We start from the raw sequence: 23,002 nt of genomic DNA on the forward strand, positions 1-23,002 counted from the left end.
GTCAGTACGGCGTGATCTGGAACGGGCGCCACTCTTGTTCCGGCGGCTTCTTGCGGCGTGGCGGCGGCCGTTGCGCAGCTGTCGGCGCGGGTGCCGCGACCGGTGGTTGCTGCTGAGTAAACGCTTCTATGTCTTGTTCGACCGGAACGCCCTCGCCCGCGTCCCGAACACTGTTGTCGAACATGTCGGATTGCGGCGCGCCCGGCGGCGGGGCGAGCTCCTCGCGCTGCACGGCATTCGGCGCCTGATCCTCCTCGAGCGCTCGCCGCCGTTCCGCGTCTATGCGCGCGCGTTCCTCTGCTGCCTTGCGCCGAACGGCATCCTGCCGCGCGCGGTCTTCGTCGAGCTTGCGCAAGCGCTCGAGCTCACGCACGTCGAGCTCCATCTTGCGCACCACGAGCTCCCGCTCGAGCGCTTCTGCGGAGACCTGCGGCTCGAGGGCTGCGAACTCGCTGAGCTTGCCGGTGTAGACAACCGTCACCGGCGGCAGCAGCGCCCGGTCGGGAGCACCGGAGAGCGACTTGTCGAGCTTGGGCTCTACCTGCCATTCGCTGTCGATCTTCATGGTCTGAAGCTCGACTGCCGTGACGAACGAAGAGCGTCCCTCAGGCATGTCGATCTGCACCCGCTTGAGCTTGAGCGCGCCATCGCTGATCTCGACCGGAATGGTAACCTTGCCGAGCCTGACCTCACCTTCCTTGAGCGCGGTCCGCATCGCGTCGGCGAGCGGCGCCCCGCCGCGCGGACCCTGTCCGGTGAGCGCGGCGCGGGCGACGGCCGAGACGGCTGCCGGCGAATTGCCGGTCAGCGTCACGTCGCCCACGGTGACCTCGCCATCGCCCGTGAGCCCCGTAACCACGGCCGCCGGACTGAGCGCGCGGCCAGCAAACTTGACGGAGAATGCAACGCCTTCCCCGGATGGCTCCGCGTCGCCGCCCGGGGGGGCGGACTTGCCGGTCACATCGATGCGCAGAGAGCCCTTGAGCCCGACACCAGCCGGCGCTCTGGTGAGCTCGATCTCCGATTGAAGCTTTCCGCCGACCGCATCCCCCTCGAGCCGCGTGACGTTGATGCCCTGCGGTGAAAGCTCGGCCTCGACTTTAGCGTTTCCAATCGTAAGCCCGCGCTCGAGGCTCAGCTCGCCCGCGGTGAGCGCGATCTTGCCGTCGAGACGATCCAGAGCGGCAAGATCGAAAGCTTGCTCGGGCCAGATGAGCGTTTCGCCCTCCGGCTCAGGCGCCGTGCGCGGCGGAGGCGCGGGCGTCGGCTCGGCGGACGCGAGCATGTCGGGTTGGCGCATCTCAGAGAGCAGCGGCGCCAGTGCCGCTGAGAGCGTTGCCTTGTCGGCCGTGAGCTTCGCATCGATGGTTTTGCGTCCATCGTCGCGGCTCGTCACGGCCACTTGACCGGAAACCGTACTCGCGCCGAGCGCCAGCGCCTCGCCATCGATGGTAAGCACATCCGCTTTGCGCCGGACGCTGAGCGTCCCCTTGAGAGGAATGCCGCCGGCACCATCCGCAACGCCGAGCCCCGCGATCGCCAGGGCCGTGCGCGCATCCGGGACCGCGATCTTGACCTCGCCGTCGAGGCCCGTGGCCCCCCCTTCGGGAAGGCTCACGTCGCCGCGATAGGAGATGGCAAGCCCTTCGCCCGTCGCTTCGGCGAAAGATAGAAGCCCGTTGGCAGGGACGCCGGCAGCCTTGACGATCACGCGGCCACTCTTTGGCGGCTCGCCTGCGGCGCGTGCGATGCGCGCGTCGAACAGCGTCGCGACCAGCCGCGCCACGTCCGGGCTGTCGATTGCCGCCTCGAGGTCGAGCGGCGAGGTGCGCCATTTGGCACGCCCGCCGCCGAGATTGAGTGTTGCGGAAAGACGACCTCCGCCGAGCTTGCCATCGATGGCGAGCGCGCTGGCGTTAGCCGGACCTCCGGCGAGCTTGAGCGTGCCCGCGAGCCGGAACGGCGCCAGCCCCGCGAGCCGGTTGAGCTTATCGCGCGCCTCGCCGTCGGCGTCGAAAAGCGCCAGCAACGCGTGCGCGGCCTCTGCGTCGGGCGCCGAGATCAACCCGCGGACGGCTCCCTTTGGATTGGCCGGAACGTCCGAAGCCTCGCCCTCGGCCTCGACGTAAAGTCCTTCCGCGGTGGCGAACTTGAGCCGCGGGATCGAGAGCTTGCCGCGCTCGAGCCGGATGTCCGCATCAACGTCCTTGAGACGGCGCTCACCGTCGACCAGCTCGGCAACCTTGAGATCGAGCGCGAGATCGCCGCCCGCAGGGTCGAATGGCGCGCCAGCAGGGGCATCCGTACTCTCATCGCCCGCGTCGGCACCGAAAAGGATGTGCCGCAGATGATTGAGGTCGACGAGCCCGCCTTTGAACTGCGCCACGTCGATGCGTGGACCCGAGATGGCAACGGCGAGACGCTTGCGCTCGCCGAGCGCGAGCTTGAGATCGCCTTCCAGTGGCGTGTCCTGAAACACGGCGCTGGCATTCGTGAGAGCCAGCGTGCCGTCGCCGAGCGCAAAGTGTCCGTCGAGCGAGAAGGGGCCATCCGTGCGCTCGCGCTTGAGGTTCTGGTTTCCAAGACCCCAGGCGAGAAAGCGCATGAGGCTCTTGCCGGAGACGAACAGTGTGCCGTCGAGATCGGGCGCGCGCGCGCGGGGTGTAAGCACGCCGTCGAGTTCGAGACGGACGCCGCCCGGCAGATCCGCGCGCACGCCCTTGAGCTCCAGGGGGCCGCCCGAGCGCGACGCCGCGAGCCGCACGTTGCTGATCGGCTCGCCGGCAAGCGTGAGCTGGTCGAACTCGAGCAGGGCGTTGGTGTCCGCCTCTGCCGGAAGCGCGGCCGCCACCATCTCGAAATAGCTGCGCACCGCGTCGAGCGGCATCGCGGCTTCGCTGGTCTTGGCAAGGCCATCGAGGTCGAGCCAGCGCGAAGCAAGGTTGACGTCGAGCCGCGTCCGGTCGGTCCAGTCGAATTTGGCCTGGCCCGTGATGAGCTGCGGCGTCGACCCGGCCTCGAGCGAGACGGCAACGTCATCGAGCGCGACGCCGAGCGCCGTGCCCGTCACCTTGGCTTTGAGCTCGAAGGCTTTTGCCGTGTTCGCTTGCGCCGTGTCGGCAGGAGCGGTTGCAGGAGCCGGTGTCGGCACGGAGGCGGGCGCCGCCGCCGCCGTCTCGCCGGCTTGGCCCGCTTCCAGACCGGTCATCTCCGTCGGATCGGCGCCCGGCGCGGCATCGGCCTTGCGCTCGGGTTCGGCCTCCAGCGTGACGTCGGGAGCGCCGTCCGCCGGTTTGGCGTCTTTGCCGACATGAAGCTTCGCGGTGAGATCGCCGGTCAGTGTCGGCGTCGTCTTGAGATCGCTGAGCCGCGCGTCGAGAACGTAGGAATTGGCCCCGCCGATAACGTCTACGGCGGCCTTGAAGCGCAACTGCCCGTTGTCATCGAGCTTCGCGGTGGCAACCCGCACGTTCCGCGGAGACTCGTTCCAGTTCACGGTGCCGCGGAACTTGAACGGCCCGTCGAGCGCCTCCGCATTGAGCTCGCCGTTGATGGCATCGAAGCGGGCCAACTCGCCGCGATCCTGCGTGTGGACGAGCACCGCCCCGTCGCTGATTGCGACGTGCTGCAGCGCCACCTCCTTCGGTGCGAACGGCAACGCGCCGGGCGAGATGGCGAGGGTGCGCCAGTTGCCGCTGCCCTCGGCGTTCACTGCCAGATTGAGCACGGGACGGCGCAGCTCCACGCGGTTCGCTTCGAGCACGCCGCGCAGAAGCGGCGGGATCGACAGCCACATCGTGAAGCTCTCGACACGGATGATGGAGTTGCCGCCCTCGTCGCCGGTGTCGGCGATCCTGAGCTTCTCGAAGGAGACGAACGGCGCCGGTACGAGGCGGACGTTGACCGCGCCGCCCACGCGCACCTCACGGCCGAGGATGCGGGAAGCTTCCTCTTCGAAAACGCCGCGGTAGCTGTTCCAATCGACGAAACGGGGAACCGCGAATAGAACCGCCAGGGCCGTGATCAGAATGCCGCCGAGATAAAGGAGGGCGTTGTTCATCCGCGTTCGATCTGCTCAAATTCCAGTCCGACCAGCCGCCGGTGAGATTTCAGAGGATCGCCGGGCGGGCCGGGAAGCGCCGCATCGGCGTGCCACCCTCTACTCTACGCGGCCCGCCGTGAGGGGCCAGAGCGGATGGCCGAAATCGGGTCGCCACGGGAAGTGACGACCTTGCGGCCGCCACCATACCCCAACATGGACGCCAAGTGTGACCCCCAATTGGGGCTTTTTCCTGGGGAGGACACACCGTCCCGCTGCAGCAATCCGAGGCGCGTCCTATATTTTGTCATGAAAGTCGGTAGACAGCGCCTGATTGCTGACGCTGGACCATGATCGTTTCGGGCTCCATCAGCCCGAAACGTGAATCATTGGTCCACTAACAAGACCATGATCGTTTCACCCGAAACCTGAATCGGTTCCACTGAAGAGCACGTGATATAGGGCGAGCCCATGCCGCACGACGAAAAGAATGCCGCCCGGCGCGCGCTCGAAACTGGCGCGAGCCACCGGTCCGATGACGCCGACGGAGATCTTCCGCCGTTCGACCTGCCGCCGGCCCCTAACGAGCAGCGCGAGACGACGGCCATGGCTGCCCGCAAGCCGTCGCTGTCGGAGCGCGCCCGCGCGGCGTCGATGCCGCCCTATCTCATGGGCCTCAACCCCGAGCAGCGTGAAGCCGTCGAGGCGCTCGACGGCCCTGTGCTCGTGCTGGCGGGCGCCGGCACCGGTAAGACCCGCGTCCTGACCACGCGTATCGCCCACATCCTGGCCACGGGCCGCGCCTACGGCAGCCAGATCCTCGCCGTCACCTTCACCAACAAGGCGGCGCGTGAGATGAAAGAGCGCATTGGCGGCCTCGTCGGAGGCGCCGTCGAAGCGATGCCGTGGCTCGGCACGTTCCACTCCATCTGCGTCAAGATCCTGCGCCGCCACGCCGAGCTGGTGGGGCTCAAATCCGGCTTCACGATCCTCGACACCGACGACCAGCTCCGGCTCCTGAAGCAGGTCATCGAGGTCGAGGGCCTGGACAAGGACCGCTGGCCGGCGCGCCAGCTCGCGGGGCTCATCGACAGCTGGAAGAACCGCGGCCTGACGCCCGAGAAGGTGCCGTCGGGCGAGAGCTTCGCCTTCGCCAATGGCAAGGGGGCGCATCTCTACGCCGCCTACCAGAAGCGCTTGAAGGAGCTGAACGCCGCCGACTTCGGCGATCTCCTGCTCGAGACGCTGCGGCTCTTCCTCGAGCACCCGGACGTGCTCGCCGACTATCACCGGCGTTTCCGCTACATCCTGGTCGACGAGTACCAGGACACCAACGTGGCGCAGTATCTCTGGCTGCGGCTCATCTCGCAGGGCTCGCCAAACGTCTGTTGCGTCGGCGACGACGACCAGTCGATCTACGGCTGGCGCGGCGCGGAGGTGGACAACATCCTGCGCTTCGAGCTGGACTTTCCGGGTGCGCGCATCATCCGCCTCGAGCGCAACTACCGTTCCACGGGCCATATCCTCTCGGCCGCCTCCGGCCTCATCGCCGCCAACAAGGGCCGCCTCGGCAAGACGCTGTTCACCGACGGTGAGATGGGCGACAAGGTCACCGTCATGGGCGTCTGGGATGACGAGGAGGAAGCCCGCGCCATCACCCGCGATATCGAGGAGCTGCGCAAGGACGGCCACCGCCTGAACGGCATCGCCATCCTGGTCCGCGCCTCCTTCCAGATGCGCGCCTTCGAAGACCGCTTCGTCACCACCGGGCTGCCCTACCGCGTGATCGGCGGCCCGCGCTTTTACGAGCGGGCAGAAATCAAGGACGCGCTCGCCTATCTCGAGGTGACGCACAATCCGGCCAACGATCTCAAGTTCGAGCGCATCGTCAACGTGCCGAAGCGCGGCTTGGGCGACACCAGCGTCGAGCGCATCCATACGCTGGCGCGCGCCCGCGGCGTGCCGCTGTTCCGCGCCGCTCGCGAAATCGTTGAGACTGAGGACCTTCCCGGCAAGGCGCGGAAATCGCTGCGCGATCTCATCGACGCCTTCGAGCGCTGGCGCAGCCTGGTCGACACCATGAAACACACCGAGATCGCCGAGTTGATCCTCGACGAGTCGGGCTACACGGCGCACTGGCAGGCCGACAAGAGTCCGCAGGCTCAGTCGCGGCTCGAGAACCTGAAGGAGCTCGTGCGCTTCATGCACGAGTTCGAAACGCTCGAAAGTTTCCTCGAGCACGTGAGCCTCGTCATGGATGCGGAGCAGGGCGACGACGGCGACCGTGTCAGCCTGATGACGCTGCACGCCGCCAAGGGCCTTGAGTTCGACACCGTGTTCCTGCCGGGCTGGGAGGAAGGGCTGTTCCCGCACCAGCGCTCGCTCGACGAGAGCGGCGAAGCTGGCCTCGAGGAGGAACGCCGCCTCGCCTATGTCGGCATCACGCGCGCCCGCCGCCGCGCCAAGGTCTCGTTCGCGCAGAACCGCCGCACGCGCGGTCTCTATCAGTCCGCCATCCCCTCCCGCTTCGTCGACGACCTGCCCGATGCCGACGTCGAGGTGATCGAAACCAAGAGCCCGTTCGGCGGCGCCTACCAGAACTTCGGCAATCCGTTCGAGAGCGGCGGTTTCGGCCGCAACCCCTACGGCAAAAGTCGCTTTGACGACGCCGAGCCGCGCTTTGGATCGAGCTACGACACGCCGGGCTGGCAGCGCGCAAGAGCCCACGAGAAGGAGTGGTCGCGCGACGCGGATCGTCGCCGCCAAGCCGGCATGAAGCCGATGCGCCCCCCGATCACCATAGAGGGCGAGCTGATTGCCTCGTCATCGGCCACGGGCGCAGGCTACGGCGTCGGCACGCGCGTGCGCCATCAGAAGTTCGGGCCTGGCACCGTGACGGAGGTGGACGGCAACAAGCTGACCATTGAGTTCGACCACACCGGCAAGAAGCGCGTCGTCGACAGCTTCGTCTCCCGCATCTGATCGCGAGGACACGCAGTTAGAGGTCGTACACGCCGGGCGCGAGCTCGGCGTTCTCGACGAATGCCTGCATGGCGCTGAGCGTTTGCCAATGCAACCTTTGCAGGTGCGCGGCCAATTCCGGCTCCGGCTCGAACACGGCGGGTTCATCTCCTTCAGGCGGAGGCGGCAGGCATCCAAGGATGCGCGCCATATCGACCTCGATGTATGTGAAATCGCCGTACGGGCGTTTGGGATCGGCAGCCGCGGCGGGATAGGTGCCATCGTCCAGCCGTTCCTCGGCCTCCCATTGCGATGGCCAGACGATCTGGATCTCGCGCAGAAGCTTGAGATGCTCGTCGGTGAGGGTGGCGAAGCCATCGGCATCGAGCCCGACATCGGCATCAATGAGGCCCGCATCGGCGCCATATCCGCGCATCGCCTGGCGCACGTCGTCGCCCCTGATGTTGCGCAAAGGATAGCGGCCGGGCCGCAGCGAGCCGTGCTTCAACGCCCGCCCCAGAACGTAGAACATCTCCACATGCCGACGCGCGAGCGCCTGCGCGTCATCCGTTTCGAACGCCTCGGCGAGTTGCGCGATGAGGTCGGCCCGGCCATAGGGGCGCTCAGGATCGAGCATTGGCGCGCCACGCTCGGCCCCGTCCCAGGACAACCGCATCTTTCTCAGAAGCTCAATATGCTGCGGCGTGATCTCGAACGGCCCGAACCCGAACCAAGTATCGCCAGCGTCCGCATTCGCGAAGGCCAGAGCCGGATCAGTCCACAGCGCGATAACTTCGGACGGCAAAACCGCTCCGTCGCGCTCTTTGCCCGAAAGCCCAAGCCGCGCATCGATCATGCGCGAGGCAGCCGCCAGCTTGGCATTCTCTGGGCTGGCGCCGTCCTTGCGCGCGTTGCGATAGGTGCGCGCAAACCCAAGGATGAATTTCAGCCGGTCGAGCATGAGGGACACGTTTCCCGTCGTGTGAAGCGTAGGGCCGGGTAGTCCGGCTACTTCAGCGCGACCTTGGTCACGAAATGGCAGGGACGATACTTCCGCGTCTCGATGGCGATACGCGTCCCGGCCGGCAGGGGCGGCTGTCCGCGCGTATCGAGAAACACCACGAGCCCGCTGTCCGTCACGACCTCGGCAGTGTTGGTTGTCCAGACGCGCACGATTCCGCTGAATGTATGCGTGCCCGGCTCGAACCGGTCGAGATCCTCCATAAACCCCTCCTACGTCAGACCGTCAGCGCGCCAAGCTTCAACTCTCGTCCGGACGATCATTCTGCCGCGTCATCGGAACAAAGCATACCGGTATGATCTCTCTCAAGACGGTCGATTGGTCGCTCCGCATTTCGACAACAATGAGTTGTTGCGAACCACTTCCGACCGGAATGACGAGCCGCCCGCCCGGCTTCAGCTGTTCGAGGAGCGAACGCGGGATCTCGGGCGGCGCAGCCGCAACCAGGATTGCGTCGAAGGGCGCCGCCTCCGGCCATCCGAGATACCCGTCGCCGACGCGCGTGTGTACGTTGGAAAGGCCGAGTTCGACGAAAGTACGGGCAGCCCGCTCGGCCAGCGGCGCGCAGATCTCGATCGTGTAGACGGCCTCCGCCAGGCGGGCCAGCACGGCCGTCTGGTAGCCGGAGCCGGTGCCGATCTCGAGCACGCGGTCATCGGGGCCGAGACCGAGAAGATCGGTCATCAGAGCGACGATCAGGGGCTGCGAGATCGTCTGGCGGTAGCCGATCGGCAGTGGCCGGTTGCGGTAGGCGTTGCCGAGGTGTTGCGGCGGAACGAAGAGATGCCGCGGAACAGCGCGGAGCGCGGCGAGCGCGCGCGGCGAAAGCGGCCGCCTTCCGATATGCTCGCGGGCGCTTTCTTCCACCTCGCGCACCATGGCCTCGCGTTGGGCGGCCATCACCTCGTCGATCGCGCTCATGAAGACACCAACGCCTAAGGCTCCGAAGCGTATCGCGCGAAGATGCGACGGCCAAGTCCGCGAGAGGCAGGCACAATCCCATCGCGGCCCGTCGCATGCGCTAGCGCGCACCCATGACATCGTTTCGACGAACTCAAGCCGCAAGAATGGCGTGTGCGGATCACGAGTAGCGTCAGGGAGTAGTCAGCAATGGTTTTCAGTCGCAAGCCCGAGCCGGTCCCCGCGGAGGCGCCAGCCCCGCAGTTGCGCCGCATGGACCGCGGCAATGGCGTCGAGAAGCAGCATCTGCACACGATCGCATCGGCCAGCACCCCAACACAATCTGTTATCGGCAACGACCTGTCGATCGAAGGCCAAACTATCACGATCCGCTGCAAGGGCTCCTTGAAGGTGCTGGGCAACATCCAGGCGGATCTGCACAGCCGTGAGCTCGAGGTCGGCAAGGAGGCAATCATCCAGGGCGCCATCGCAGCCGAGACCGTGGACGTCTACGGCCGCGTAAACGGCGCCATCATGGGCGCCCACGTCGTGCTGCATGCCGGTGCCGAGGTCGAGGGCGACATCCATAGCCACTTGCTTTCGATCGAGCAGGGCGCCGCCTTCGACGGCCGCTCGCGCCGCGTTCGCGATCCGTCGGAGATCGCGCCCCAGCTTGAGCGCCCCGATGCCCACGGCTATGCGTCGGCCCAGCCCCAGCCGGCCCGCCCGTCCGGCCCGCCGGCCGTCCCGAGCTACACGCAGAACATGGGCGGCTGACGGCCGTTCCAGCACCGCTGAATGTGCTACGAAGGTTCGGGGGACGGGAACACCGTCCCCCGAACCTTTTCAGGCACGCCCATGAACTATCGCCACATCTATCATGCCGGAAATTTCGCGGACGTTCTGAAGCACGCCGTGCTCGCGCTCATCATTGCGCATCTGAAGCGCAAGGAGGCGCCGTTCCGCATCATCGATACGCACGCCGGCATCGGTCATTACGATCTCGGGAGCGATGAGGCGCAGAAGACCGGCGAATGGCAGGACGGCATCGGCCGTATCCTCGCCGACAGCCCGCCGCCGGATATCGCGGCAATTCTGGCGCCGTATCTGGGGGTCGTGCGCGCCGAGAACGGGCCAGGTCCGCTCAAGCGCTATCCGGGAAGCCCGCTCATTGCGCGCCGCCTCATGCGGCCCGCCGATCGCCTCGTCGTCAATGAAGCCCACCCGGAGGACGGCGCACGCCTCGCAGCGCTCTTCGCCAAGGATCGCGCCGTCAAGGTGCTCGCCCTCGACGGCTGGACAGCCCTCAAGTCTCTCCTACCGCCGAAGGAGCGGCGCGGGCTCGTTCTGATCGATCCGCCGTTCGAGGAGCCGGGGGAGTTCAGCCGCCTCGTCGAAGGCCTCGCGGCGGCCCATCGCCGCTTTGCCACCGGCACCGTCATCATCTGGTATCCGATCAAGGACGAGCACGCCGTGCGTGCGTTCGCGCGCGATGCGGCCGGGCTCGGCATCCCGAAGCTGCTTTCGGCCGAGCTGCTGGTTCGCGCCCCGCTGAGCGCCGGCGGGCTCGCGGGCAGCGGTCTCCTCATCCTCAATCCGCCGTTTACCCTCGAAGCACAACTCGCCGCCTTGTTGCCATATCTCGCCGTCAGCCTCGGACACGGAAGGGGTGCCGGAAGCCGGCTCTCCTGGCTCGCGGGGGAGCGCGTAACAACCTCGTGAAGCCTTATTCTTTGCTATGCATACAGCGCATCCAGGGTTGCGTGAGAGGTCTCTTTTCGGAATACTTTCCCCGGCCGTGCATTAGGAAACACGACCCTGTTTCCGCTAAGGCGCGCGACCAGACGAAGCCGGCGTGACCGTCAATCGGATGCGCCGAGGTGACTGGGAAGACCCGTGCTGAGCGTTGTCGTCTCCAAAGCCGGAATCTCTCTCACGCGTCGCAGGTGATGGCGGCCCGCCGGCTGGAGCGTCGCCCGCTCTCCGGCCGGTTCCCTGAAGGAACGCGGGCACGTGGAGAGCAGAGATGCGCCAGAGTGGAACGGTCAAGTTTTATAACGATCAGAAGGGCTACGGCTTCATCACGCCGGATGACGGGGGCAAGGATGTCTTCGTCCACGTGACCGCCATCGAGCGTTCGGGATTAGGCGCTCTCGCGGAAGGCACGCGCATCTCGTTCGACACCGAGCCCGATAAACGCGGCAAGGGCCCCAAGGCGGTCAATCTCCAGCAGGCCAATTGAGCCCAGTTGTTCGAACGCAACGAGCACCCGAAAATCGCTCTTTTCGGGTGTTTTCTCTGTGAAAGACGGATGGGCAGCGTGCGGTAAGTGGGGCAGAGTCCCCTCGGTTCTGCCGTGCGCACGAACTGCTCATGTATTTCCAGGGAGAAGAGAGCAATGCTCAAAGCTGCGCGTTTAACGTCGGCGCTCGTGGCCGTCGCCGGCCTTGCCGCCATGACCGCATCGGCCGAGGCCTCGTCCTGCGTCAAGAAAGGCGCAATCGGCTCCGCAGGCAGCCAGGATGGCGCCAAGTTGCAGGTCGACGAGGCGCTTCTGCAGGCTGTCGATTGGGGCGCCTGGGCGGCTTGGATGGGCTCGAGCAACAAGGTCGGCGCGCCTGCCAAGCTTCCGGGCTATACGTTCGGCAAGCGCACCTATAGCTGCAAGCAGGGCGGCTCCTGGGGATGGACCTGCCGCGGTTCTGCCACGATCTGCAAGACCTGATCGATCCGCGTCACGCGGGGCAATTTAACACCGCGCCCTCTCCGAGAGCGCGGTGTAGTCTTTAAAGTGACAATTTAGTTCTCGGCCCGCCTGGGGGATCATCCTGAAGGGTGCAGTGTCACGTGATTGGTAAACCTGCGTATATCCAGTCGTGCCGTCTAGGCATCCTGGCCTGACGCGGCTATAGCAAGCAGAAAGACCTGATCACTTCGGCCGTTACGGAGAAGCTTTATGGGTTTCATCTCGAGGATCGCACTAGCCGCTGCGCTGACCAGTGCGCTCACCTTCGCTCACCCGGCTCTCGCGGCCTGCAAGCGCATGGGCTTCACCGTTAATGACTATGGTAAGGAAGGTCCAACGCGCGACGCCAAAAACCTGCTCGACAAGCACATCGCCACTTGGGCGGCGGAGCAGGGCATCGAGAAATTCTCGGTCGGCAAGAAGGATGTCAGCTGTGAGCTGTTCCTGAACTTGATCCTGTTCGACGAGCACACGTGCACGGCCACGGCAACAGTGTGCTGGGGATCGGAGCTCGAGAAGAGCTCACAGCAGGCAAAGTCGAAATCGAAGCAGCCGGCTCTGAAGAAGGAAGCGGCGGCGAAGTCTTCGGACGACAAGGCCGATCGCCCCGCAGCCGAGGCCAAGGAAGAGGCGAGCGCGGAGCAGAAGGCAGACGAGCCTGCGGCATCCGCACCGAGTTCGGATACGGCATCGTCCGAGACCAAGCCCGAGGAGCCGAAGACCGCTGCCGACTCGAAGCCGGAAGAAGAGCCGACCGTCGAGACGGGTGCCATTCCGGTGCCGCCGACCGCGGCCGGTGCCGCAGCCGCAGCCTCGCCCGTAGCGATTGAGCCTACGGCTGGCGCGGACAGCGAGTCGAGCAAGGCTGCTGCAGCCGCCGCCGAATCTGCTGCCGCGGCGGCCGAGCGCGCGGCTCAGGCCGCCGAGCGTGCAGCCCAGGCCGCCGAGCGTGCCGCAGCCGCCATGGCGCAGCAGCCTGCGCCTGCAGCTCCGTCCACGCCTGATGCAGCTCTGCCCGACGCTCCGGCCGTGACCACGCCCGAGTCGTCTTCGCCGTCGGTTCCCGTGACCCCGGTCGCCCCGACGCCATAACGGAAAAGCCTTACGCCGTAAGGAGAATGGCCGGGAAAGCCCCCGGCCATTTTTATGTCTGCTTCGGGCTGAGCCGGTCGACGCGCAGCCGGTAGCGCTCGTCCGTGAGAAGCAGCACCGAGCCGAGGCCCGCCGCCACCACGGCCGCGCCTGTGGCACCCGCGATCAGGAACATGATCATCACCTGATACTTGGCCGCCGAGACGGGATCGATGCCGGCCAGGATCTGGCCCGTCATCATGCCAGGCAGCGCCACGACGCCGGTTGTCGCCATGGCCGTCACGATCGGCATCAGGCCCGTCGTCAGCGCGCGCCTCAGCACGCCGTCGAACGCCTCATAGCGCCCCGCGCCGAGCGCGAGCCTCGCCTCGATCGCCGCCCGCTCGCGCACCGAGGCCGACGTCATGGAATCCAACACGAGGCTGGTGCCCGACAGAGCGTTGCCGAGCATCATGCCGAAAATCGGCAGTACGTAGCGCGGCGCGTACCAGGGATCCGGCCCGATCACGAGCGCGGTGGCGAACAGCGTCGCGAGCAGCCCCGCGAAGAACGGCGCGCCGGCGCCGAGCGCAGTCGCGATCCAGCCGCCCATGCGTCGCTCCTGCCGCGACACGACCTCGTAGCCCGCAGCCACCGCCATGAAGACGGCGAACAACGCCGTCCAAAGCGGCGAGTTGAGCGCGAAGATGAAACGCAGCGCCAAAGCCACCACGCTGAGCTGCAACACCATGCGCAAGGCCGAGATCGCGAGCGAGCGCTCGAGGCCGAGCCGGAACCAGAACGACACCACGCCGTTCGCGATCAGCAGCACCGCCGCGAGTGCAAGGTCGGTGAGCTCGAGGGGCACGTAGGTCATGGCTGCGCAGTCCTGGAAGGCATGGCCACGGTGTTGGTCGGTGCGAGCTGCAAGCGCGCGTGGGCAAGGCGCTCGATGAGCGCCGCATCGTGGCTGGCGATGAGCACGCTGCGCCCGGCGAGAAGCTGAAAGCGGATCAATTCCTCGACCAGCGCTGTGGCCGCCTTGTCGAGCGCCGCCGTCGGTTCATCGAGCAGGAGCACCTTCGGCTCGTCGAGCAGCGCACGCACGAGCGCGATCCGCTGCCGCTCGCCCGTCGAAAGCAGGCTGACCTGACGGTCAAGAAGGCCCTCGTCGAGGCCGACGGCGGCGAGCAGCCGGGTGATTCGCGGTTGCAGGGAAGCGGTCGAGGGCAGCGTGCCGCGCGGCGTGTCCGTCCACCAGCCGGGCTCTGCGGCTGCAAAGCGAACGGCCCGGCGCCACGCTTGCGGTCCCGTTTCGCGCCGCTCTGTGCCGTCGAGGAACACTTGGCCTTCGACGGGATCAAGATCGGCGATGGCGCGCAGGATGCGGCTCTTGCCCGAGCCGGACGGGCCTTCGATGGCGAGGCACTCGCCCTCTGCGACGGCGAACGACAGCGGCGGCAGCGATCCGATTCTGAGATGTTCGACGCGCAGCAAGAAAGGTCTCTATCATCACGGCGAGGATAGCGACGCTTACCAAGCGCAAGGGAGCAAAGCCAGCAGGATGCCGGCGCAGCCCCCGTGGGACGACAGAAAAATTCAGACTGGAATCAGGCGGCAAGCCCGGCGTTGCTCAGCGTTTCCATGAACGCTGTGCGGTCGAACGGCTTCATCATGTAGGTATCGGCACCCGCCGAGAACGCGCGCGAGATGTCGGCGGGGTCGTTCTCGGTCGTGGCGTAGATGATGAGGGGACGGCGCGTGTTCTCACCGGAGAAGCGCAGCGCCGTCAGAAACTCGACCGGCGTCTTGCCTGGCAGGCGCCAATCGAGAAAGAGCGCGTCGATGTTGTTGTTTCGGCAGAGCTCCAGCGCCTCGTCTGCACAGTCGGCCTCGACGACCTCGAAGGAAAGCTGCTCCATATAATGGCGCACGACTTTGCGGATGATCTCCGACTGGTCTGCGACGAGGAAGCGTTTCATGGGGCCTGGGAACTCCGGCTGGCCGAGCGCGGGAAGCATCAGATCGACCTTGATGCAAACGAGTTAACGGCGGGTTGAAACGGCCGCCATCGAACAAACAACCGCATGCCTGCTAACCCCGTGAGCTAGCGCAAAAATAAGTGCGATTGTGATTCGGAGAAGGAGAAGATCCGCGTGCTGCCGGCGTTAACCGGCCGCCGAGAGCACAACGTCGGCGCCATCCTTGATGATGGAAAGGCTCATGCCCGAAGCCTGCGCGAGCCGCCACGTGTAGTAGGCCTGGATGGTGAGCGCATCGAGAGGCGGCGCGCCGTCACCGGCAATGAACTCGCCGAGATGCTGAGGCGCCCGCGCGCCCGTTCCCTTGCAGCGGAGCGCAAAGCTCGGCGCTTCCGCCGTGCCCTCGAGGCGCACCTCGATCTCGCCGCCGCGCGGCAGCGCCGTGACCGCCACCGCGATCAGGTTGAGCAAGAGCTTCACCTTGTCCTTGACCATGTAGCCGGGGAAGCCAATCCAGACGAGCTTGTGCTTGCCCTGGCCGATGAAGCCACGCGAGATCTGCTCGGCAGTGCCCAGGTCGATCTGCGCCCCAGCCGATCCTGCGGCGCCGAACGCGAAGCGCGCGAACTGCAGGCGCGCCGAAGCCTGCTCGGTGACGTTGCGAATGACGGAGAGCGCGTACGACTGGGCTTCCGCGTCGTCGTCCTCGTTGAGGATCTCAAGACCATTGTAGATGGCGCCCACGGGGCCGATCACGTCATGGCAGATCTTGCTGGAGATCAAAGCCGCAAGCTCGAGATCGGTCGGATGCGCGCGCTTTGACTCGCTCATGTCTGTGTCCTCTTGCCAGCGCCCTCAAGGGCAACCGCTTCCCGCAGCGCAGGAGGCGCGCACCAAGGCTTACCGTACGCAGGCAACATATCGGACCGAGTGCGAACGCGTCCGCCGCAGGACCCTCAACCTCTGGATACACGCCGTCCCGGCTTCTGCAAGCGTGCCGAGCACATGTGGCGTGGGAGGGTGGAATTTTGAGGCGGGAATGAGTCTCGATGGCAACGCGTGGCCGGATCGAATCGCGAGCCTGCCCCTGCAAGGGGCACGAGGAAAAAATTTCGCACACGTCGCGCGGCGATTTTGTGAGTCGTCTCCATCGCTTGCGCAATTTCGCGCGCTCCAAGACCCGCGCGCGCCGTCCCGCAGCCATACTTTAGTAATACTTTGCGCGAAGGATCACACGGGGTTCGGTTCATTTTTGCGCGCGGTTCGGCGTGCTCTGCGCCACGCGCCACCAGGGATTTCGCAAACCCATGACTACGCCTGTTCGTCTGCGCCGTTGGTCCGCAGCTGCCGGGGCAGCGTTGGTGCTGCTCGCCAATTCCGTCTTTGCTCCCGCCCTCGCTCAAGACAATCTCTGGAGCCCCGATAGCTACCGCAGCGGCTCGTCCGACTCTGGCAGCCAGGGCGGTTATGCGCAGCAGGGTGGCTCTTACGGATATTCGGGAGGCGATACATCCTCCGCGAATCGCGGCGGCTCGTATGATCAAAATCGCAGCGCCTATTCCGGCGGCAGCGAATCGTACGCCCCGAGCCGTGGCGGCTATCGCGGCAGCGATGCGTATTCGGGTGGCGGTAGCGGCGGCTACGACAACAACGACAGCTATTCGCCACGCTCATCGGGCAACGACGGCTACTCCGGCGGCGGAAACGATGCCTATTCGCCGCCGCCTCGCAGTTATGACGACGCCTACAGCGATCCCGGCCGTCCGGCCGACGATGGCGGACGGGGCGGCTATGGCGACCCGTATGCGCCGCCCGGCCAGGAGGCGTACCGCGACGCGCCTCCGCCCGCGCAGGATGATGACAAGTACTACAGCCAGAACGAGATCATTTCGGCCGGCCACGGCTTCTTCGGCGCCATCAGCCAGGGGCTGGGCAAGGCGGTCGAGTATGCGTTTCAGAGCCAGGGGCGGCCCAACGGCTACATCCTGGGAGAGGATGCGGGTGGCGCGTTCCTCTTAGGTCTGCGCTACGGCGAAGGGCGCCTTTTCACGAAGGACGCGGGCGACCACAAGGTCTTCTGGCAAGGCCCATCCGTCGGCTACGACGCCGGCGCCGAGGGGTCGAAGACTATGGTGCTCGTCTACAATCTCTCCGATCCATCGGAAATCTATAACAGATTTGGCGGTGTGCAGGGCTCGGCCTATTTCGTCGGCGGCCTCAGCGTGCAATTTCAGACGTACGGCAATGTCACACTGGCCGTCATTCGCTCGGGCGTCGGCGTGCGCCTCGGCGCGAACCTCGGTTATCTGAAGTATACCCGCGCACCCACCTGGAATCCTTTATAAGGGGGCGACGGTCCCCTTTCCCGGGCGACACACTTGCGCCTGACACCGGGGCCAGATTAAGTCGCCCCGTCGGGTTTGTTCGCGTGTCTGCATGTCTTGCGGAGTGGCGGATGGAAGGGGCCTGTGGCGGTATGAAAGGAGTGACCCGGGGGATGCGCCGGTGATCACCATCCAGTCGGCGATGCTGGTCGCGCTCGGATTCTTCGCGGCGGGACTCATTGGCTTTTTGCTCGCGCCATTGTACGGCCGCCGCTCGGCGCGTATCGCGACCGATCAGCTGCGCGCGACCATGCCGCTGTCCTCGTCGGAGATCGCGGCCGACAAGGACCGCTTGCGCGCCACTTATGCGCTGACCATTCACAAGCTCGAGCAAAAGCTCGAGAAGGCGGCCTATTCCGCCGCCCGTCAGCGCGTCGAGCTCAATCGACGCGACGCCGCCATCAGCGAGCTCGAAGGTGACGTCGAGCGCCTACGCTCCGAGCTCGAGGAGCACGAGAACGCCCGCCGCGTGCTCGAGCAGACGATCGCCGAGCGCATGCCCAAAGTCGAGTACCGCCTCAACGAGACGAAGAGCCTCCTGATTCACCGCGACCGCGAGCTCGGAGATCTGACGCAGGCTTCGAAGCGCCAGTCGCAGGCGCTGGAGGAGGCGACGCAGATCAACGCCCAGCAGCGCGACGAGATTCATCGCCTCAAGGCAACGCTGGCTACGCGCGCCGCCCGCAACCGCGATCAGCTTTCCGATCCCCGCTTCGACGGCGAGGTGGCACTGCGCGCCGAGATCGAGGCGCTGCGCACCAAGACGCGCGATCAGTCGGCCGTCATAGCGCGCCTCCAGGGCGTGCTGTCGAGCGCAGGCGCTCGCCCGGAGCAGATCGCAGGAACTACCGAGAAGGAGGCTCGTCCGTCCGCCAAGTCAGGCGCGGCCGACGAAGCCAGCAGGTCCGCGACGTCGAATGTCGACCTCGCGGCGGAGATTAACCGCCTGCGTAAGGACCTGCTCGAGGCTGAGGCCGCGCTGCGCTCGGCGCGCGGCATGGCGGAGGCAGGGCATGCCGGCCAGGCGGCACTCGAAACAGAGATTCGCGCCTTGAAGACGACCAACGAGGATCGGGCGGCGGAGATTGCCCGCCTCAAGGCCGCGCTTACGACATACGAGGCGGAGGACGCAGACGACAAGGCGGTGAAGGACAGCAAGGTCGCCTTGCGCGCACGCGTCAGCGCCCTGCAGGCCCAAGCGGACGAGCAGACGAGCACCATCCAGCGCCTGCGTGCCGAGATCGCCGCCGCAAACGAGAAATTGGCGCGTCAGGCCGCGCACTTCATGGATGAGATGCGCCGCATGGGTGCCGGCACCGTCCCGACCTCGGGCGCCCGCGGCGACCGCGAAACCACGAGCGGACGTCCTGCGCGCCCGCCGCTGGTCGAACGCATCAGTGCCCCGCGTCCCTCGCGTCTTGCCCCGCCAGCGGAGGTGTCCGCGCCCCGCCGTGAGGGCGGAGATTCCTCGCGCGTTAGCGGTTTCCTGCGCGCGCTCGACGGGGCGAGCGCGGTGTCCTCCTCGGAAGGCGAGAGCAACGGCGCCGCGGCGTCCGCTACCACGCCTCCGGCGGCCCCTGAAGAGGCGCTAACCAAGAAGCCCGAGCGCCGGGGCAGCCTCATCGAAAGAATTACCCGAACGGAAAAGCCCGTTGCCTGATCACAGGTTCTTGACATCGGGGTGAACGGCACTCATTGTCGCACCCGCTGGGTGAGGGGGGCCTTCCGCGCCGGCGAACAGAATAAGGGCCCAAGTCTAGGGAGAAGGAGTTTCGGGGTGGCGCCGTGAGGCCCACCCCGAACTTCATTGTGCCCGGTCTTTGTGTCGGCGCGTTGCGGAGCGAGGAGCACCAGCACGGTGGAGTTCGAGATCGTCGGTCTTCTGATCGCGGTCGCTGTCTGTGCCGGCTTCGTCGACGCCATCGCGGGCGGTGGTGGCCTCATAACGTTGCCAGCGCTTCTGCTCGCCGGTTTGCCACCGGTCACGGCCGTTGCCACCAACAAGCTGCAGGGCACGTTTGGCGTGGCCGCCTCGGCCCTGACCTTCTGGCGCGCCGGTCATCTCGATATCGCGAGCTTGCGCTTCGCCGTGACGGCAACGGCCGCGGGGGCCCTGGCCGGCAGCCTCTGCGTCCAGTGGCTCGACGCCGAGCTCCTGGAGCGCGTCATCCCAGCCGCGCTCATACTGATTGCCACCTATTTCGCCTTCGCGCCGCGCCTCGGCCAGGAGAGCCGCCGCGCCCGGCTGGCGCCGCTGCCGTTCGCGTTCGCCGCCGCGGCACCGATCGGCGCCTACGACGGCTTTCTGGGCCCCGGCGCGGGCTCCATGTACCTGATGGCGTTCGTTGCCTTGGCCGGGACCGATCTCCTGAAGAGCGTGGCCGCCACCAAGCTCCTGAACCTGACGTCGAATGCCGTGCCGCTTGCCGTCTTTGCGGCAGCCGGACACGTGGACTACACCGTTGGCTTGGCCATGGCCGCGGGGCAGATCGTAGGCTCGCGCGCTGGCGCCCGCATGGCCATGGCGCGCGGCGCGCGGCTGATCCGCCCTCTCGTTGTCATTGTCTCGATGGCAATTGCGGCGAGCCTGTTGCTGCGGGGATAATCCGATCCTCTGGAGGGGACATGATCGAAATCGCACTTGGAGTGCTGCTGATCTTCGGCGTCTTGGCCGTCGTGTCGGGCGTCGGCGCGCTGATCCCGGGCGCTTCAGGCATCGATGTTCTTCCCCTTCTGGGCTACGGCGGCACGGCGTTCCTGCTCGCGATCGGCCTGTTGCTGATCGCAGCCGGCATCGCGCGGCGCGCGATCGCCCGTCACCCGGAACGCCGCCTTTCCGTCCGCACGGTGCGCTTGACCACGGTCGCGCTGTTGCTGATCGCGGCGCTCGCGATCGGCCTGCCGCTCGCCGCCGAGCCCGCCAACCTCATGCGCCTGCAAGGCCTGCCGCTCGGCTACTACCTGGCGGCGCAGGGAGCCCTGATCGGGCTCGTCGTCGTCGCATTCGCCTGGGCTGCGCGCCAGAACCGCATCGAGGCTGCGGAGGGCGGCCATGAGTGACGCCACTCTGGGCACGAAGGCAGTGGCAACGCGCCCCGCTGCGACGGCGCTTGTCGGCCTCTCGGCGGCGGGACGCGCGCTGCCCGTTGCGATCCTGGCGGCGTTGCCCGGCCTCGTTTTCACCGCCGGGTTCGATCACTTGGCCTATGGGCTCGGCCCGCTCGCCGGCATTGTCCTGGCCGGGCTGCTGATTGCGCCGCACATCGCGCGCGTGGGGGCGGCGTCGATTCCCGAGGCATTACTCACGAGTTTCGGGAAGGCAGCCGCCGTTGCGGGCGGCATCGTGCTCGTTCTCGTCGCGCTGCCGCTTCTGACAGCCGAGCTCGCAACCATCGGCATAGTCGCGGAAGCAAGCTTGGGCCTGCCCTATCTCCCCGCGATTGTCGTCGCTGCGGTGCTCAGCATCGCAGCCAGCGTTCTTCTAAGCAACCGAGCCTTCGCCTGGCTCGCAGCCGTCGCGTTTGTAATGTTTCTCGCGGGCCTGCTCCTGCCGCTGGTGCTGCTGGCATCGAAGAGCCACGGGCTTGTACTCCCGCACCTCGCCTATGGCGATGCCCTGAGCGCCGTCGACCGCCTCGAGCAAGAGCTCATCGAGAACGGCCTCGTCGAGTTCGAAACCTTTGCCGTACACGTGACGCCATTCCTGCGGCTCTCGCGGCTCGACACCTTTGCGCTGGTCGTCTCGCTGGCGCTGGGCGTAGCCGTGCTGCCGCAACTCGCCTCTGCGCTCGCCTCGAACGGACGGCGCGCCGCTACTGTCCGCCTCGCCGGCGCGTGGAGCGCGCTCTTCGTGATGCTTGTCCTGGTTACCGTCCCGGCGCTCGCGGCCTACGCCAAGCTCGAGATCTATGGCGCTATGGCCGCGAACACGCCGCTCGCGACGCTTCCGGTGTGGCTCGAGGCACCCCTCGGTGCAGGGCTCGCGCACATCCACGGCACGTCGATTGCGATGCTCGATCACGTGGCCAAGGCCGTAAGCGCCGGCCAGATCGATCCGGCCGCCATCGCCGACAGCCTCGCCGCGCATGCGCTCGCAATGGAGCAGCGCTGGCTCGCGCTCGACGAGCAGGTCCGCAGTGCCATCATCGAGGCGGCGCGCGCACTGGGCGCGGGCGCATCGTCCGCCGACCTCTGGCAGGCTTACGTCGGCCAGGTTCTTCCCGCGGCGGCGGCCGCCGCCGGCAACAACACCGCAACCCTGACGCAGGCCGCACTCGTGCTCGAGCCGTTGGGCTTGCTGATCGCGCTTCCCGCGTTGTCTGGCGCCCCAGCATGGATCCTGTTGGGTTTCCTGCTGCCCGCGCTCGTGATTGCGGCGGCACTCGCACGAAGCTTGATTGCGGTCGCGCTTTCCGGCCGAACACGTGAGCCCGTGTCCGAGGGGCGGCCGCTGCGCGCCTACGCGCTCACGCTGATCATCCCGCTCGCCGCGGCCGGCTTCGCGGCGCTGAGACCGGACGAGTTGGTCAGCATCACGGTATCTGCGCTGTCGCTGGGCGCAGCAGGCCTCTTCCCCGTGCTCGCGCTCGGCCTAGCCTGGAAGCGCGCTACGGCAGCCGGTGCCATAGCCGCAATTCTCTTGGGGGGCGGCGTCACGCTTTACTACGACTTCGGCATCGAAGTTTTTCCGGCCGCGTTCTACCGCACATGGGCGCCGCTCTCGAACGCCGGCGAGTTCGCCATCGAGGAGTTCGAGACGCTCACGACGGAAGCCCGCGACGCCGAGAGCGAGGAGGCGAGGGCCTCTGCCGAAGCAGCCCTGGAGACGCTGGCGCGCGGCACGCCGTCAAGCGGCGGCCTCGCCAACTGGTTTGGCATCGACAGCGCATCCGGCGCCGTGTTTGGCGTGCCCGCAGGCTTTGCGGCGCTCGTGCTCGTGAGCCTCGTGACGCGCCGCCGGAGCGATCAGCCGTAAGCCAACCGCGGTTGCCATTCCGCGACTTCCGCCGCCGCTAGAAAGCGCGCCACGGTGTCGATGCTCTCCGCGTCGCGCAGAAGCGGCGCGTGGCCCTGTCCCTTGACCACATACGACGACAGTGCCGGATGCCGCCGCCGCATCTCCTCGACCGTCTCCGAAGAGAGAATGTCGGAGGTCTCGCCGCGCAGCACGAGCACGGGTACGCGCTTCAGCGCCTCGAATTGCGGCCACAGCTTCGGGATCGGCCCGTCGAGCACCGAGAGCATGTTCGACAGCGCGGGATCGTATCCCGGAGCCGGGCGCCCCTTGTGCTCGTTGAACCACTGCCGCGCCACCTCTTCCCATTCGCTGGCCGAGATCGCGGGAAACGAGCGCCGCCCCATGTCGGCGACCAGCGCGCCGGCTTCCTTCCAGGAGGCCGGCAGCGGAATGCGCCCGACGTAAGCCGAGATGCGCCCGAGCCCCGCCTGCTCGATGACGGGCCCGATATCGTTGAGAATCACCGGCCCCAGGTTGCGCGGCTGCATCGCGGCCATCACCATGGCGATGAGGCCGCCGCGCGAGGTGCCGAGGATCGCCGCCCCCGCCGTGTCGGTGACGGTCATGAAGTCGAGCGCGTCGACCGTCTCAAGCTGCACTGTATAGTTCTGCCAATCGGGATCGTTCTGCGAGAGCCCCCGCCCCCGGGAGTCGAACGTATAGACGTCGCGCGGCGCTTGCGGATGTTGCGACAGGGCTTCGGCGATGATGTGAAAATCGCGGCTGTTGCGCGTGAGCCCGGCGAGGCACAGAAGGGCCCGTCGCTCGGTGCCGTCGTGGAATGCCGCCGGATAATGCCGGCCATAGAGCCTGAGCCCGTCACGGGCCGTGAAATAGATGTCCCGGTACGCCTGATACATACGCGTCATACAAACACCCCG

General features: G+C 66.6%; 20 protein-coding genes. 11 read left to right on the plus strand and 9 right to left on the minus strand.

The window, feature by feature from the left end; all coding sequences use genetic code 11:
* Nucleotide 1: 1 nt before the first annotated feature.
* A complete protein-coding gene (locus tag CS1GBM3_RS18050) occupies nucleotides 2–4,060 on the minus strand; it encodes an AsmA family protein (protein WP_072396993.1) in 4,059 nt (1,352 codons plus the stop codon).
* Between the two features lie 585 nt (nucleotides 4,061–4,645).
* On the opposite strand from CS1GBM3_RS18050, the gene CS1GBM3_RS18055 reads away from it, so the two are divergent.
* Nucleotides 4,646–7,021, plus strand: coding sequence for an ATP-dependent helicase (locus tag CS1GBM3_RS18055; RefSeq protein ID WP_083567911.1), 2,376 nt, complete (start codon nucleotides 4,646–4,648; stop codon nucleotides 7,019–7,021).
* A gap of 16 nt (nucleotides 7,022–7,037) precedes the next feature.
* Here the strand turns inward: CS1GBM3_RS18055 and CS1GBM3_RS18060 are convergent, their stop codons facing one another.
* The 3 genes from CS1GBM3_RS18060 to CS1GBM3_RS18070 are packed head-to-tail and all read right to left on the minus strand — an operon-like array spanning nucleotide 7,038 to nucleotide 8,942.
* Complete coding sequence (locus tag CS1GBM3_RS18060; protein ID WP_072396995.1) at nucleotides 7,038–7,961, minus strand: hypothetical protein; 924 nt, start codon at nucleotides 7,959–7,961, stop codon at nucleotides 7,038–7,040.
* 47 nt (nucleotides 7,962–8,008) lie between these two features.
* Nucleotides 8,009–8,224, minus strand: a complete 216-nt coding sequence (locus tag CS1GBM3_RS18065; RefSeq protein ID WP_072396996.1) for a hypothetical protein — start codon at nucleotides 8,222–8,224, stop codon at nucleotides 8,009–8,011.
* 37 nt (nucleotides 8,225–8,261) lie between these two features.
* Entirely contained in the window at nucleotides 8,262–8,942 is a 681-nt protein-coding gene (locus CS1GBM3_RS18070; protein ID WP_072396997.1) for a protein-L-isoaspartate(D-aspartate) O-methyltransferase, read from the minus strand.
* Between the two features lie 189 nt (nucleotides 8,943–9,131).
* Here CS1GBM3_RS18070 and CS1GBM3_RS18075 point away from each other — a divergent pair, with 189 nt between their 5' ends.
* The 5 genes from CS1GBM3_RS18075 (at nucleotide 9,132) to CS1GBM3_RS18095 (ending at nucleotide 12,759) form a co-directional block, all read left to right on the plus strand.
* Nucleotides 9,132–9,698: a bactofilin family protein gene (locus CS1GBM3_RS18075; protein WP_072396998.1), complete on the plus strand. Its 567-nt coding sequence runs from the start codon at nucleotides 9,132–9,134 to the stop codon at nucleotides 9,696–9,698.
* 81 nt (nucleotides 9,699–9,779) lie between these two features.
* Nucleotides 9,780–10,643 (plus strand): 23S rRNA (adenine(2030)-N(6))-methyltransferase RlmJ, encoded by an 864-nt coding sequence (rlmJ, locus tag CS1GBM3_RS18080; protein WP_072396999.1) that lies wholly within the window; start codon nucleotides 9,780–9,782, stop codon nucleotides 10,641–10,643.
* A 304-nt stretch (nucleotides 10,644–10,947) separates the two neighbouring features.
* Nucleotides 10,948–11,163 (plus strand): cold-shock protein, encoded by a 216-nt coding sequence (locus CS1GBM3_RS18085; RefSeq protein WP_072397000.1) that lies wholly within the window; start codon nucleotides 10,948–10,950, stop codon nucleotides 11,161–11,163.
* 156 nt (nucleotides 11,164–11,319) lie between these two features.
* Complete coding sequence (locus CS1GBM3_RS18090) at nucleotides 11,320–11,646, plus strand: hypothetical protein (RefSeq protein ID WP_072397001.1); 327 nt, start codon at nucleotides 11,320–11,322, stop codon at nucleotides 11,644–11,646.
* Between the two features lie 231 nt (nucleotides 11,647–11,877).
* Nucleotides 11,878–12,759 carry a hypothetical protein gene (locus CS1GBM3_RS18095; RefSeq protein WP_072397002.1) on the plus strand — a complete coding sequence of 294 codons (882 nt, stop codon included), beginning with the start codon at nucleotides 11,878–11,880 and terminating at the stop codon, nucleotides 12,757–12,759.
* 52 nt (nucleotides 12,760–12,811) lie between these two features.
* Here the strand turns inward: CS1GBM3_RS18095 and CS1GBM3_RS18100 are convergent, their stop codons facing one another.
* The 4 genes from CS1GBM3_RS18100 to CS1GBM3_RS18115 form a co-directional block, all read right to left on the minus strand.
* On the minus strand, nucleotides 12,812–13,615 hold the full coding sequence (locus tag CS1GBM3_RS18100; protein ID WP_072397003.1) for an ABC transporter permease: 804 nt from the start codon (nucleotides 13,613–13,615) through the stop codon (nucleotides 12,812–12,814).
* Nucleotides 13,612–14,235: an ABC transporter ATP-binding protein gene (locus tag CS1GBM3_RS18105; protein WP_072397005.1), complete on the minus strand. Its 624-nt coding sequence runs from the start codon at nucleotides 14,233–14,235 to the stop codon at nucleotides 13,612–13,614. Before CS1GBM3_RS18105 ends, CS1GBM3_RS18100 begins: the two co-directional genes overlap by 4 nt.
* A gap of 113 nt (nucleotides 14,236–14,348) precedes the next feature.
* On the minus strand, nucleotides 14,349–14,720 hold the full coding sequence (locus CS1GBM3_RS18110) for a response regulator (RefSeq protein WP_072397656.1): 372 nt from the start codon (nucleotides 14,718–14,720) through the stop codon (nucleotides 14,349–14,351).
* 186 nt (nucleotides 14,721–14,906) lie between these two features.
* The gene (locus tag CS1GBM3_RS18115; protein ID WP_072397007.1) at nucleotides 14,907–15,551 is read right to left on the minus strand and encodes a histidine phosphotransferase ChpT; all 645 of its coding nucleotides are present in this window, start codon (nucleotides 15,549–15,551) and stop codon (nucleotides 14,907–14,909) included.
* Nucleotides 15,552–16,027: 476 nt separating this feature from the next.
* On the opposite strand from CS1GBM3_RS18115, the gene CS1GBM3_RS18120 reads away from it, so the two are divergent.
* The 5 genes from CS1GBM3_RS18120 (at nucleotide 16,028) to CS1GBM3_RS18140 (ending at nucleotide 22,079) form a co-directional block, all read left to right on the plus strand.
* Nucleotides 16,028–17,065: a DUF1134 domain-containing protein gene (locus CS1GBM3_RS18120; protein ID WP_083567744.1), complete on the plus strand. Its 1,038-nt coding sequence runs from the start codon at nucleotides 16,028–16,030 to the stop codon at nucleotides 17,063–17,065.
* A gap of 160 nt (nucleotides 17,066–17,225) precedes the next feature.
* A complete protein-coding gene (locus tag CS1GBM3_RS18125; protein ID WP_072397011.1) occupies nucleotides 17,226–18,764 on the plus strand; it encodes a coiled-coil domain-containing protein in 1,539 nt (512 codons plus the stop codon).
* 198 nt (nucleotides 18,765–18,962) lie between these two features.
* A complete protein-coding gene (locus CS1GBM3_RS18130) occupies nucleotides 18,963–19,709 on the plus strand; it encodes a TSUP family transporter (protein ID WP_072397013.1) in 747 nt (248 codons plus the stop codon).
* A 20-nt stretch (nucleotides 19,710–19,729) separates the two neighbouring features.
* Nucleotides 19,730–20,164 carry a DUF4212 domain-containing protein gene (locus CS1GBM3_RS18135; RefSeq protein WP_072397015.1) on the plus strand — a complete coding sequence of 145 codons (435 nt, stop codon included), beginning with the start codon at nucleotides 19,730–19,732 and terminating at the stop codon, nucleotides 20,162–20,164.
* On the plus strand, nucleotides 20,157–22,079 hold the full coding sequence (locus tag CS1GBM3_RS18140; RefSeq protein ID WP_072397017.1) for a sodium:solute symporter family transporter: 1,923 nt from the start codon (nucleotides 20,157–20,159) through the stop codon (nucleotides 22,077–22,079). The genes CS1GBM3_RS18135 and CS1GBM3_RS18140 overlap by 8 nt, the downstream gene beginning before the upstream one ends.
* Here the strand turns inward: CS1GBM3_RS18140 and CS1GBM3_RS18145 are convergent.
* Nucleotides 22,070–22,990: an alpha/beta fold hydrolase gene (locus CS1GBM3_RS18145; protein WP_072397019.1), complete on the minus strand. Its 921-nt coding sequence runs from the start codon at nucleotides 22,988–22,990 to the stop codon at nucleotides 22,070–22,072. The genes CS1GBM3_RS18140 and CS1GBM3_RS18145 overlap by 10 nt on opposite strands.
* Nucleotides 22,991–23,002: the final 12 nt, after the last annotated feature.

It is taken from the genome of Hyphomicrobium sp. CS1GBMeth3, from assembly GCF_900117455.1.
Taxonomy (GTDB): Bacteria; Pseudomonadota; Alphaproteobacteria; order Rhizobiales; family Hyphomicrobiaceae; genus Hyphomicrobium_C.